We start from the raw sequence: 12,705 nt of genomic DNA on the forward strand, positions 1-12,705 counted from the left end.
CTCGCGTCCGCATCTGCGTTCTGGCGTGGGCGCGTCTCGCCTCAGGCGCTATCCTTTGCGTAATGACACTTCAGCGAAATAACTGCGATACGGTCGGCAGCTTCGGCCAGCCCACCCGCCGAGGCCCGCTCTCCGAGGGCGATCGCGTCCAGGTGCGCGACCCCAAGGGCCGTTTCCACCAGATCATCCTGGTGCGCGGTGGGCGCTTCCAATCCAACCGGGGCGGGTTCGACCACGACGACATCATCGGGGCCCCCGATGGCCAGGTCATCGTCACCGACGAGGGGCGCCAGTTTCAGATCCTGCGTCCACTGCAGGTGGACTACGTCATGTCGATGCCACGGGGCGCGGCGGTCGTCTACCCCAAAGACGCCGGCGTCATCACGCACATGGGAGACATCTTTCCCGGTGCACGCGTTGTCGAGGCCGGCGCGGGCTCCGGCGCGCTGTCGATGGCTCTCCTAGACGCCGTGGGACCCGGCGGCTCCCTCATCTCAGTCGAAAGGCGCCAAGACTTCGCCGACATCGCGGCGGCCAACGTGGACCTGTGGTTCGGGCGTCGTCATCCGGCCTGGGATCTTCGCGTCGGCGATGTCGACGTGGTCCTTGCGGGCCTGACACCCGCAAGCGTCGACCGGGTCGTGCTCGACATGCTCGCCCCCTGGGAGAACATCGGAGCCGTCACGCACGCCCTGATGCCCGGTGGCGTCCTCGTCTGCTACGTCGCCACGGTGACCCAGATGTCTCGACTGGTGGAGGAGTTGCGCGCCTCCCAGCGCTTCACCGACCCGATCGCGTGGGAGGACATGCGGCGCGAGTGGCATCTCGATGGCCTGGCGGTGCGACCGGAGCATCGCATGGTGGCGCACACCGGTTTCCTCGTCGTCACCCGTCTGCTTGCCCCCGGCGTGGCTCCCCAGGAGAGGACGACACGCCCCGCGAAGGCGGCCGAGGGCCTGGGTGGAGCCTGGGACGAGGAGCAGGAGTGGACCCTGGAAAAGGTCGGGCAGCGCGTCAACTCCGAGAAGAAGGTACGCAAAGTGCGCCGTGACGTCGTCGCCCAGGCGGACACGTGGGCGAGCGAGGGACGGAAGGAAGACGCAGATGAGTGAGGAGGACGAGCTGCGCACGCTGCGCCGGCGCCTCGTGTCGCTTGAGGAGAAGAACGGGCGACTCACCAACGCGCTGACCACCGCACGCACCGAGCTCATTCGGCTCCAGGGCGAGCTCGCGGACGTCTCCCGTCCGCCGCAGACGCTCGCAACCTTCCTTCGTTCCTTCCCCGCATCGCGTCAGATCGAGGTGGGGCAGGGCGGCAAGCGGATGCGAGTCGCCGTCTCGCCTCAGCTGGACGTGACGGATCTGTCGATCGGACAGTGGGTCAGGCTCGACGACACGATGGTTGCGGTCGCCGCGGATGATTTCCCTCGATCGGGCCAGGTCGTCTCCGTGCTGGAGATAGTGGGCACCGACCGGGTCCTCGTCGCAACCGAAGGCGGCGCGGAGACCCTGATGGAGCTCGCCGGACCCGTGCGCCACGGCAATCTGCGTCCCGGCGATTCTCTGGTCGTGGATCCGCGCGTGGGCATCGCTTTCGAACGCATCGTGCGAGAGGACGTCGAGCAGCTACTGACCCCGGAGGTGCCCGACGTCACCTATGCGGACATCGGTGGCCTGGACGAACAGATCGCTCAGGTGCGCGACTCCATCGAGATGCCTTTCAATCATCCGGAGCTGTATCGCCGCTTTGGGCTTCGTCCCCCAAAGGGCATTCTGCTGTACGGGCCGCCGGGCTCCGGCAAGACCCTGATCGCCAAGGCCGTCGCCAACTCGTTGTCCAAGCGAGGCGGCGCCTCGACGTTCTTCCTGTCGATCAAGGGGCCGGAGCTGCTCAACAAGTTCGTCGGTGAGACCGAACGACAGATCCGAGCGATTTTTTCTCGCGCCCGCACACTCGCGGCATCCGACACCCCCGTCGTCGTCTTCTTTGACGAGATGGAGGCCCTGTTCCGCACGCGCGGTTCCGGAGTTTCCTCGGACGTGGAAACCATGATCGTCCCCCAGCTGCTGGCGGAAATGGACGGCGTCGAGTCTCTCGACAACGTCGTCATTATTGGCGCCTCCAATCGTGCCGACATGATCGATCCCGCCGTCCTGCGCCCCGGGCGACTCGACGTGCGCATCCGGGTTGATCGACCCGATCGCGCCGGCGCGCTCGACATTTTCTCCAAGTATCTGACGACCAACGTTCCGATCGGCGCCGCAGAGGTCGAACGCTTTGGTAGCCTCGCCGAGGCCGTGGCAGCGATGGGGCGGCAGGCCGTGGACGCGCTGTACGCCCGTAACGAGACGACCGCCCTGTTCCTCGCGACCCTCGCCAGCGGCGAACACAAGCGCATCTACCTGTCGGATCTCGTCTCGGGAGCGCTGATCGCCGGTATCGTGGAACGCGCGAAGAAGTACGCCATCAAAGACGCCCTGTCGGGTGGGGCGAACGGGTTGCTCATGGAACATTTGCTGCGCGGCGTGCGCGAGGAGATGAGCGAGTCCCTGGAGCTGGCCGCCACCTCCTCGCCCGAGGACTGGGCACGCACGAGCGGACTCGCGCCCGAGATTGTCAGCGTCAAACCGATTGGATCGACGATATGAGTAGCGAACGCATCATCGGCACAGAGACCGAGTACGGCGTCTACCGTCCGGGCGATCCCTGGGCCAATCCCATCGCTCTGTCCACGCGGGTGGTCGCCACCTACGGGCAGATGAGCCGCGAGAACACGGCAAGCGAGGGCTCGGGTGTCGTACGGTGGGACTACACGGGCGAAGATCCGCTCAACGACCTGCGCGGAATGCGTCTGTCGCGCGCCGCTGCCGATCCTTCCCTGCTCACCGACGACCCGTACCACCTCGCACCCTCGGGGGGAAGTGAAAGGGTCGCACGGCCAACCCCGGAGGAGTTGGCGCTGCCGGCGGCCACGAGCGCCGTGCTGACCAACGGCGCGCGCCTCTACGTTGACCACGCCCATCCCGAGTACTCCGCACCCGAGGCCCTGGGCGCTCGCGACGCGCTCCTGTGGGACCGCGCGGGCGAGGTCGTGGCACGTCGCGTGATGGAGCGGCTCGCCGAAAGCGGTGAGGCCCCCATCGTCCTGGTCAAGAACAACACCGACGGCAAGGGCGCGGCCTACGGCACCCACGAGAACTATCAGATGCCCCGCGCCACCGACCTTGACGTGATCGTGCGTGCTCTGACGCCGTTCATGGTGACCCGTCCCGTCATCTGCGGGGCCGGACGCGTCGGCATCGGCCAGAAGAGCGAGTCGGCGGGCTTCCAGATGTCCCAGCGCGCCGACTTCGTCGAGAACGAGGTGGGACTGGAGACAACCTTCAATCGCCCGATCATCAACACCCGCGACGAACCGCACGCAAATCCCGCTCAGTTTAGGCGCCTGCACGTCATCGGCGGCGACGGCAACATGTTCGACGTGTCCGCATTCCTGCGTTTCGGCACGACTTCTCTCGTTCTGTGGGCGCTGGAGCAGGGGACGGACCTGCGCTGGGACAGCCTCGTCATGGACGATCCCGTTCAGGAGACCTGGAACGTCTCTCACCACCCCGACCTGGACTACGCGATTCCCACCGCCGGAGGTTCGTTCACCGCCCCCGAGATCCAGCAGATCTATCTGGACCTGGTCCTGGACACCTTCGCGGAGACCGGCGTGGAGCCCACCGAGGCCGACCATGAGCTTCTCACGCGCTGGCAGTCGGTTCTTGATCGGATGCGCGCCGATCTATTCTCCGTGTCCGCAGACGTCGAATGGGTGGGCAAGTATCAGCTTCTGAGTCGGCAGAGGGAGCGTGCCGGCTTGGAGTGGTCGGACCCGCGTCTGGCTGCGATGGACCTGCAGTGGGCGGACCTTCGCCCCGACCACGGCCTGGCCTACCGGCTCGCCGCGGCCGGCATGGTCACGCGCCTCGTGAGCGAGGCGCAAGTGGAGCGAGCGGCGGACGTCGCGCCCACGAACACTCGGGCGCACGTGCGAGGATGGGCGGTGGCCAATCGGCCCGACCTCGTCAAGGCCTCGTGGACCTCGCTCGTGTTTGATCCCGGTGAGGGCGACCTCGTTCGCTTCCCGATTGCCGACGCGCGCGACACCTCGACCCGCTAACGACGAACGAAAGAAGAGAGAAACCATGTCGAACCAGCTGTTTGCGGGAGCCCCGACCCCCGGAGACGAGACGAACGACGACGCGGGGCGCATCCAGGCACGCACCTCCTCGATCGATTCGCTGCTTGATGAGATTGATTCCGTTCTCGAAACAAACGCCGAGGCCTTCGTGCAGGGATTCGTCCAGAAGGGCGGCCAGTGACGTGAGGCGTCGCGTTTTCGGAATCGAAACCGAGTACGGCTTGACGGCCGCCTCCGCATCCGGCGGCGCCCCGATGGACGCCGAACACGCTGCGCGCCAGCTGTTCGAGCCGCTGCTACACCAGGGTCGTTCCTCGAACCTCTTCCTGCGCAACGGCGGGCGGCTCTACCTCGATGTTGGTGCGCACCCCGAGTACGCGACGGCTGAATGCGACCAGCTGAGTGACCTCCTTGAGCAGGACCGGGCCGGTGAGTCCATTCTCGCCGATCTTGCCGCGCAGGCGGACCGCGCCCTTGCCGAGCTCGGAACCGACCTGTCCATCCACCTCTTCCGCAACAACCTCGACTCCCAGGGAAATTCCTGCGGGTGTCACGAGAACTACCTCCTGCACCGTCGGCGTGACTTCCGGCAGGTGGCGGACGCCCTCGTCGCTTTCTTCGTCACCCGTCAGATTTTGGTCGGTAACGGATGGATCAACACCGGCGCGGCGACCCCCCGACTGCAGTTCTCACAGCGTGCCGACCAGATGTGGGACTCCGTCTCCTCAGCGACCACGCGCTCGCGTCCCATCATCAACACGCGCGACGAGGCGTTGGCCGACTCGGGTGCCTATCGGCGAATGCACGTCATTGTTGGCGACACGAACGTTGCGGAGCCGACGAGCGCGCTCAAGGTGGGAATGACCGAGCTTCTCATCCACGCGATCGAGGATGGCCTCCACATTGAGGATCTTGCACTCGCAGACCCGATGCGGGCCATCCGGGAGATCAATGCGGACCTCACCGGTCGCGCTCCGATCGAGCTGGCCAATGGGCGCCTCACCAGTGCCGTGGCCCTTCAGCGGGAGATTCGCGGGCGCGTGCTGACGCGCGTCAATCCCGCCGAGCTGGATCCCATGCGCGCCTACGTGATCGACCTGTGGGGGAGGGGCCTGGACGCCATCGAGAGCGGCGACTGGAGTTCCATCGAGACGGAACTCGATATCGCGATCAAGCGACGCCTACTGTCCTCCTACTGCGCCCGCACGGGAGCTTCCCTGGCCGATCCGCGCGTCGCGCGCCTCGAATTGTCCTATTGCGACATTACGGCCCAGGGCCTGCGTACACGCATGGAGGAAGGCGGCCTCATGCACCGGCTCACCACTCCCGAGGCGGTCGCGCGTGCGACGACGCAGCCCCCGGCCTCCACCAGGGCAAGCCTGCGCGGACGGATCATCGCTGCGGCCGAGGATGCTCGGGCGGACCTCAGCGTCGACTGGGTCCACGTGCGCCTCGACGATTCGACTGCCGTCCCGCTGTCGCTACAGGATCCTCTGGCCACGTCGGATCCGCGCGTTGATGCGCTCATCGCGCAGATAGACGCGCAGTCTCCTACCATTCCTGCATGAGCCACGCATCTTCCACCCCAGGTTCGTCGGGCGCTCGGCGTTCGAAAGGCTCCTCCCAGAGGGCGGCCGCCCGGGCCGAACGCTCGCGGGGGCCGTCACGCGCGTCGATCTTCCTGCGCGTGATTCTCGGGATCGTGCTCATCGGGGCAGGAGGCGGTCTCGCATGGTGGGCTCTGACGCCGACGGCGCCTGCCGAACCCACGCTGACGACGGAAGCAGCGACACAATCGACGGTCCTCCCTCTCTTTGAGCGCATCAGTGTGTCGGGGCGCGTCGGGGCCACGCCGACGATCGACATTAAGGCTCCGTTGGAGATTGACAGCTTCAAGGCGCGTGTCATCGAGGAGGGAGGGGGCCGCGAGATCACCGAGGGTTCTCCCGTTTTGGTCGCGATTACGGCATTCGATGGTGCCACGGGACGTATGCTTTCCGAATCCGGTCGCCCGCAGATGAGCCTCGGAATCGTCGGCTCGGATCAGATAGGCCCCGAGCTCGCACGAATGGTCATCGGTAAGCGCGAGGGTTCCCGACTGCTCGCGTTGCGTACGATGGCTTCGTCACAGGACTCGCCGGGGGCGGAGCACCCCGTTGAGGTCGATGTCGTCGACATTCTTCCCTCGATTGCCACCGGCACAGCGGTGGATGCAAGCGTCGGTCCGCTCAGCGTCGAGATGAGCCCGGAGGGCCCCATCATCAGCCACATCGCCGACCTGCCGGGTGGGGTCACGACGCAGACGCTCATCAAGGGCGAAGGCGTTCAGGTTCACGACGGTGACCGCGTGGTTGCGCAGTTCACAGTCGTCGGGTGGAGCGACGGGGTCGTGCGGGTGTCGACGTGGGAGACCGGTGTTCCCGAAGTCGTGAAGCTCAGTACCGCGATGCCGGGCCTCGTCTCTGCCCTCGTTGACCAGAAGGTCGGCTCACGCCTGGCCATCACCATTCCCCCGAACCTCGCCGCGGGCGACGACACCCTGTGCATCGTCATTGACGTTTTGGGAACGGAACCCGGCGCAGGGCCGGGCGAGACAACGCCCCAATCGTAGTTCACCCCATGAGAGCAGGCGCGCAGGAGCATTCGGCGATGTGGGACACTGGTGGACATGCTGAGATGGATGACCGCCGGAGAGTCGCACGGGCCTGCCTTGATCGCCACGATCGAGGGTTTCCCATCAGGGGTTGAGATCACGACGGACGACCTACGATCGGGGTTGGCACGTCGGCGCCTCGGCTACGGGCGCGGTGCACGCCAGAAGTTCGAAGCCGACGAGGTGACGATCCTTGCAGGGGTGCGCCACGGAGTCACGACCGGGGCGCCGATCGCGATTCGTATCGGCAACTCGGAGTGGCCTAAGTGGGAGACCGTGATGAGCGCCGACCCCGTGGATCCACGCGATCTGCTCATTGACGCGGGCACCGGAGATGAACGCGAGATCGCGCGTAATCGCCCGCTCACTCGGCCTCGACCCGGACACGCGGACCTTCCCGGTATGCTGTCCTACGACCTCGCGGAGGCCAGGCCCGTCCTGGAGCGCGCGAGCGCCCGCGAGACCGCGGCTCGCGTCGCGCTCGGTGTGCTTGCGCAGGCGCTCCTCACTCAGGTTGGCGCGATCCGCCTCGTGTCTCACGTGGTTGCTGTCGGCTCGCAACGCGCAACGTCCTGCGTCCTCCCGACTCCGCTGGACGAGCAGGCGCTGTGCGAGGCGTCGATGCGCACTCTGGATGCCGCCGACAACGACCGTTTCGAGGCAGCCGTGGACGAGGCCAAGCGCGCGGGGGACACGATCGGTGGAGTCGTTGAGGTGATCGCGTATGACGTGCCGGTGGGACTCGGCTCTCACGTCACCGCCCGCGAACGACTGGATGCGCGCATCGCCGGAGCACTCATGTCCATTCAATCGGTCAAGGGGGTCGAGATTGGCGACGGGTTTGCCCAGGCGGCCCTTCCCGGCTCGGCCGCACACGATGAGATCGTGCGCGGGGAGGATGGGCACCTTGTGCGCGCGTCGAATCACGCCGGGGGAATCGAAGGGGGAACGTCCAACGGTGCACCCGTGGTTGCTCGCGCCGCCTTCAAACCGATTTCGACCGTGCCGCGCGCGCTGCGCAGCGTTGACCTAGCCACCGGGGAAGAGGCAGTGGGGCTCCATCAGCGGTCGGACACCTGTCAGGTCGTTCCCGGTGCGCTCATCTGTGAAGCGGAGGTCGCGCTCGTGCTAGCGGACGCGCTCTTTGAGCACGCCGGTGGGCGCTCGGTGACCGAGATGCGCCGCAATCTGGCGGCGTACCTGCGCCGCGTCGGAGAACGCGCATGAGCGCCGACCTGCCCATCGTGCTCGTGGGCCTACCCGGTGCCGGCAAGTCGAAGGTGGGACGCCTCCTCGCACGCGACCTGGACGTGCCGCACATCGACACCGACGCGATGATCGTCGAGCGGACGGGCCGCTCGATCGCTGAGATCTTCGCCAGTGAAGGTGAGGCGATCTTTCGGCTGCTAGAGGCCCGCGCCGTCGCCGATGCGCTCGAGCGCGAGGCCGTGATCTCCCTGGGCGGCGGAGCCGTGGTGACCGAAGCGGTCCGCGATCGCCTCGCCGGCCACACGGTCGTCTATATCGATGCGACGCACGATGAGTTACTGCGCCGCACCGGGTCTCGAAGGCACAGGCCGCTTCTCGTGCAGGATCCCTCCGCCGTTCTTTGCCGACTGCGGGAGGAACGCGAACCCTACTACCGGGCCGTCGCGACGCTCGTCGTGCCAAGCGGCCCCGGCCCCGCGTCCGACGTCGCAGCCACCATCCTTAAACACCTGGAGCTTTCATGACCACCATCACCGTCACCGGGCCGCGCCCCTCGACGATCACCGTCGGACGCGGCCTCGGCTTTGCCCCGATCGTCTCGGCCCTTGACGCGGCCGCCACCAGGGTTCTCATCATTCACGCCCGTCCGCTGGCCTCTCGTGCCCACGCCCTCGCCGACCACCTGCGCGGCCTCGGCTACGAGGCGAACCTGGCGGACCACCCCGACGCCGAAGCCGGCAAGACGATCGAGGTTGTGTCCTCCCTGTGGGATCGGTGCGGCGATCTCCAGCTCGGGCGTAAGGACGCCATCGTCGCCCTCGGCGGGGGAGCGACGACAGACATGGCGGGCTTTGTCGCTGCCACGTGGCTGCGGGGGATCACCCTCATTAATGTGCCGACCACCCTGCTCGGCATGGTGGATGCCGCGGTCGGCGGTAAGACCGGCATCAACACCTCCGTGGGCAAGAACCTCGTCGGCTCGTTCTATCCGGCCAGTGCCGTCGTCGCAGACATGGATCTGCTCGCCACGCTGCCGCGCGCCGACCTGGCCGCCGGTGCCGCGGAAGTCATCAAGTGTGGTTTCATCGCTGACCCGACGATCCTGACGGTGGTTGAAGAGACGGAGCCCGAGGCGCTCCTGGATCCCGGTGGCGCTGCGCTCGGCGAGATTACGACCCGCGCCATCGCCGTGAAGGCGCGGGTCGTGTCCGCGGATCTGATGGAAGGAGGGCTCCGCGAGATCCTCAACTACGGGCACACCCTCGCGCACGCGATCGAACGAGCGAACGACTACGGCTGGCGTCACGGCGACGCAGTTGCCGTCGGATGCTGTTTCGCAGCGCGACTGGCCCGCGCCCGAGGTCTCCTCACGGACGCCGACGTCGCCCGGCACGATGCGCTGTTCTCGCGACTCGGCCTGCCCACTCGATACGAGGGCACCGACCTTGAGCGGTTGCGTGCGATCATGGCGTCGGACAAGAAGGTCCGCCGCGGAGTGCTGCGCTTCGTCCTCTTGCATGGCATCGCGAACCCTCGAACCGAGACGATCGAGCACTCCGAGCTCGTCGACGCAGCGCGAGCAATCGGTATTCCCTCATGAGCCTCGTCGTTCTCATCGGCGTCACGGGGAGCGGCAAGACGACGGTTGGCCGGATTCTCGCCGATTCCTATCGTCTTGAGCTTCACGAGGTGGATCGCGCGGTGGAGGCCAAGCTTGGGGCGAGCATGCGCTCCCTCGTCGTTCGACGCGACGCGAGGCTGGCCGACGTTGCACGCGACGAAGCTCTTCGTGCGCTGGACCTGCGCGAGGGCATTGTCACCCTCGGGGCATCCCAACCCCTCGATCCCGTTGTTGCCGCCGCCGTTGACCGGGCGCGCCGCGCCGGGGCGATCGTCGTCGAGCTCAGCGCCGATCTTTCGGCGGTATCTCGCCGCGAAGGACTCGGCGCACCGAGATCGGTCGGACTCGGAGCGCCTCGCGCCGTTCTTGCCCGCATGATGGAGCGGGCCCGGATCTCGTATCAGCGCGTGGCCGATGCAACAGTGGATACGAGCACCCGCACCCCGCAAGAAGTCGCCGATGTGGTGGCGCGCGCGTGTAGACTGACCTCTGATTACTGATTCCTTCACGAGTGAGGTACCCCTGTGGCAACGACAAATGATCTGAAGAACGGCCTCGTCATGGTGATTGACGGCCAGCTCTGGCAGGTTGTCGAGTTCCAGCACGTCAAGCCCGGCAAGGGGCCGGCCTTCGTGCGCACCAAGATCAAGAACGTCCTGTCCGGTAAGACCGTCGACAAGACGTTCAACGCCGGCCTGAAGATCGAGACCGCGACCGTGGACCGCCGCGACATGACCTACCTGTACCAGGACGGCACCGACTACGTCTTCATGGACCAGTCGACCTACGAGCAGATCAACGTGCCCGCCGAGACCGTGGGCGACGCCCGCAACTTCATGGTGGAGAACCAGGACGTCATCGTCTCCCAGCACGACGGCACCGTCCTCTTCGTCGAGCTGCCCGCCACCGTCGTCCTGACGATCACCCACACCGAGCCTGGCCTGCAGGGCGACCGCTCCTCGGCCGGCACCAAGCCCGCGACGCTTGAAACGGGCTACGAGATCCAGGTTCCCCTCTTCATGGAGGAAGGAACGCGCGTCAAGGTCGATACCCGCGACGGCTCGTACTCGGGTCGCGTGACCGAGTAATGTCGAAGCAGCACCGCTTCACGTCGCGCACGAAGGCCCGCAAGCGCGCGGCCGACGTGGTCTACGAGGCCGATCAGCGCGGGATGGGTTCCAATCCCGACGCGCTGCGCGACCTGCTGCGCGAACGCCGCGTCATCACCGCGGCTCAGACCCCCTTGCCGGAGTTTTCTCTTCGCATCATCGGGGGAGTGGCGGACAACCTGCGCCGCATCGACTCGCTGATTTCCGCCCACGCCCGCGTTCCCGGCCTGGATCGGATTGCTGCGGTCGATCTGGCCGTCATGCGCGTTGCCGTGTGGGAGATGCTGGAAAACGACGAGGTGTCGCCGATCATCGTGATCGACGAGGCAGTCTCAATTGTCCGCTCGATTTCAACCGACACGTCTCCCGCTTTCGTCAACGCAGTGCTTGACGCGATCCGCAAGGACTTAGAGTCCCCTGCATGGTCTCGGCGCACCGACGCAGACGAGGCAACCTCGGCGGGGGAGGCCTCGGAATCCGTCCGCGGTGAGCACACTGCCCTGGCGGAGCAGACTGCGCCGTCGCGTTCCCTTCCCGACGGCGCGACGCCGCTCGACGGGGCGTCCGTGGACGATGAGCTGGACGAGCTCCTGCAGGAGTACTAGTTTCATCCGCTGATGAGAGGTGGCCGGTCCCTTCGCGGGGACCGGCCACCTCTTCGTTGTTTGTGTGCTTCGGTGACAAACTAGAGCGCGAGTCGGGTGGCCCGCACGTCCCAGTACTCGGGGCCGTCCGTGAGCACCTCGAAGGTCCACTCGCCGGGTAGCTGGGCGATTTGGACCAGGAGGGGCCTGGGCAGGTGCGGCGCGCGGATAATGAAGGCTTCGCCCGCATTCATCGACTGGGCGGCGCCGAGTACGGCGGCGTGGCGAATCCGGTGGGGGATCGCCGATGCGTCGATCATCGGCTCCGCACCCTCGTGTGCGCCGCAGCCGCAACCGTCGCTACGTACCTCGGTCAGGGGAAGTTCTTCGATGGTCATTGGTGACCTTTCTGTGGTGACGCTGTGATTGGCGCACGCGAGTCGTGCACACGCGTAATTTTACCGGTTTTTCCCCTTCGATACCCAGTGGGATGGGGCGATGCGAGCGGCCCGTGAGTTATACCCGGTAGGGGTATCATAGGATACCCCTACCGGGTATATCCTCTCGCACTCGTTCGACGTGGGCACTGTCGTCGGGAGGCTGAATGAGGTCACGACGATCGTTCCGGGATGCTTACGCCCTCGATCACGGCCACGATGCGTCGCTGGCGCGCACGCCGCCGCCCGCCTCGCCGTGACGAATGCGCGCCGGGCGCGTACCATGATGGCGACATCAATCCTTTAATGACCGTCCCGTGAGGCGGGGAAGGAGCTAGCAGTGGCAGCACTGCATGCCGATCGCGCTCAGCGCGGCAAAGAAGTACTGGGAGTCGGCGACGTCGCGCGCTCCCTGACGCGTATCGCATACGAGATCGTCGAACGCAACAGAGGCGGCGAGGGCCTCGTCATCGCGGGCATTCCGACTCGAGGAGCGACGCTTGCTCGTCGCCTCGTTAACAGGATTCGCGAGGTGTCGGGCACCTACGCGGATCTGGCGATCATCGACACCACGCTGTTCCGAGACGACCTCGCCAGCCAGCCGCTTCGTTCTCCGAAGGAAACGCTGATACCGGCCGCTGGGATCGACGGAAAGACCATTATTCTCGTCGACGATGTGCTCTACACGGGGCGCACCATCAAGGCCGCCCTCGATGCGCTGACCAGGATCGGCCGACCGTCGGCGGTCCAGCTGGCGGTCCTGGTGGATCGCGGGCACAGGGAACTGCCGATCCGGCCCGACTACGTTGGCAAGAACCTGCCGACGTCGCGCGAGGAGACCGTCACCATCTTGCTTGACGAAACGGACGGGCGCGACGGCGTCCTTCTCGGGAAAGGCCGATAAG

At 66.2% G+C, this 12,705-nt stretch carries 14 protein-coding genes; 13 read left to right on the forward strand and 1 reads right to left on the reverse strand.

Going from position 1 to position 12,705, the window contains the following annotated elements; genetic code table 11:
- Positions 1-62: 62 nt before the first annotated feature.
- Genes HMPREF9006_RS00235 through nusB form a run of 12 tightly spaced genes read left to right on the forward strand, consistent with a single transcriptional unit; the run spans position 63 to position 11,384 of the window.
- Entirely contained in the window at positions 63-1,112 is a 1,050-nt protein-coding gene (locus tag HMPREF9006_RS00235; protein WP_009211515.1) for a tRNA (adenine-N1)-methyltransferase, read from the forward strand.
- Positions 1,105-2,649 (forward strand): proteasome ATPase, encoded by a 1,545-nt coding sequence (arc, locus tag HMPREF9006_RS00240; RefSeq protein ID WP_009211516.1) that lies wholly within the window; start codon positions 1,105-1,107, stop codon positions 2,647-2,649. Before HMPREF9006_RS00235 ends, arc begins: the two co-directional genes overlap by 8 nt.
- Positions 2,646-4,166, forward strand: a complete 1,521-nt coding sequence (gene dop, locus HMPREF9006_RS00245; RefSeq protein ID WP_009211517.1) for a depupylase/deamidase Dop — start codon at positions 2,646-2,648, stop codon at positions 4,164-4,166. The genes arc and dop overlap by 4 nt, the downstream gene beginning before the upstream one ends.
- Before the next feature lie 25 nt (positions 4,167-4,191).
- Positions 4,192-4,368 carry a ubiquitin-like protein Pup gene (locus tag HMPREF9006_RS00250; RefSeq protein WP_009211518.1) on the forward strand — a complete coding sequence of 59 codons (177 nt, stop codon included), beginning with the start codon at positions 4,192-4,194 and terminating at the stop codon, positions 4,366-4,368.
- 1 nt (position 4,369) lies between these two features.
- Positions 4,370-5,755, forward strand: coding sequence for a Pup--protein ligase (gene pafA, locus HMPREF9006_RS00255; RefSeq protein ID WP_009211519.1), 1,386 nt, complete (start codon positions 4,370-4,372; stop codon positions 5,753-5,755).
- Entirely contained in the window at positions 5,752-6,798 is a 1,047-nt protein-coding gene (locus HMPREF9006_RS00260) for an FKBP-type peptidyl-prolyl cis-trans isomerase (protein WP_034230767.1), read from the forward strand. The genes pafA and HMPREF9006_RS00260 overlap by 4 nt, the downstream gene beginning before the upstream one ends.
- A 57-nt stretch (positions 6,799-6,855) precedes the next feature.
- Positions 6,856-8,067: a chorismate synthase gene (gene aroC, locus HMPREF9006_RS00265; protein ID WP_034230769.1), complete on the forward strand. Its 1,212-nt coding sequence runs from the start codon at positions 6,856-6,858 to the stop codon at positions 8,065-8,067.
- On the forward strand, positions 8,064-8,573 hold the full coding sequence (locus HMPREF9006_RS00270; protein ID WP_009211522.1) for a shikimate kinase: 510 nt from the start codon (positions 8,064-8,066) through the stop codon (positions 8,571-8,573). Before aroC ends, HMPREF9006_RS00270 begins: the two co-directional genes overlap by 4 nt.
- Positions 8,570-9,649 carry a 3-dehydroquinate synthase gene (aroB, locus tag HMPREF9006_RS00275; RefSeq protein WP_009211523.1) on the forward strand — a complete coding sequence of 360 codons (1,080 nt, stop codon included), beginning with the start codon at positions 8,570-8,572 and terminating at the stop codon, positions 9,647-9,649. Before HMPREF9006_RS00270 ends, aroB begins: the two co-directional genes overlap by 4 nt.
- Complete coding sequence (locus tag HMPREF9006_RS00280) at positions 9,646-10,170, forward strand: shikimate kinase (protein WP_009211524.1); 525 nt, start codon at positions 9,646-9,648, stop codon at positions 10,168-10,170. Before aroB ends, HMPREF9006_RS00280 begins: the two co-directional genes overlap by 4 nt.
- Positions 10,171-10,194: 24 nt before the next feature.
- A complete protein-coding gene (gene efp / locus HMPREF9006_RS00285; protein ID WP_009055954.1) occupies positions 10,195-10,758 on the forward strand; it encodes an elongation factor P in 564 nt (187 codons plus the stop codon).
- The gene (gene nusB / locus HMPREF9006_RS00290; protein WP_009211525.1) at positions 10,758-11,384 is read left to right on the forward strand and encodes a transcription antitermination factor NusB; all 627 of its coding nucleotides are present in this window, start codon (positions 10,758-10,760) and stop codon (positions 11,382-11,384) included. The genes efp and nusB overlap by 1 nt, the downstream gene beginning before the upstream one ends.
- An 80-nt stretch (positions 11,385-11,464) precedes the next feature.
- On the opposite strand, the gene HMPREF9006_RS00295 is transcribed toward nusB, so the two are convergent.
- Positions 11,465-11,761 (reverse strand): DUF2249 domain-containing protein, encoded by a 297-nt coding sequence (locus HMPREF9006_RS00295; protein WP_009211526.1) that lies wholly within the window; start codon positions 11,759-11,761, stop codon positions 11,465-11,467.
- A gap of 379 nt (positions 11,762-12,140) precedes the next feature.
- Between HMPREF9006_RS00295 and pyrR the strand changes: the two genes are divergently transcribed.
- Entirely contained in the window at positions 12,141-12,704 is a 564-nt protein-coding gene (gene pyrR / locus HMPREF9006_RS00300; protein ID WP_009211527.1) for a bifunctional pyr operon transcriptional regulator/uracil phosphoribosyltransferase PyrR, read from the forward strand.
- Position 12,705 lies beyond the last annotated feature (1 nt).

The sequence above is a fragment of the Actinomyces sp. oral taxon 180 str. F0310 genome (assembly GCF_000185285.1).
In the GTDB taxonomy this organism is placed as follows: domain Bacteria; phylum Actinomycetota; class Actinomycetes; order Actinomycetales; family Actinomycetaceae; genus Pauljensenia.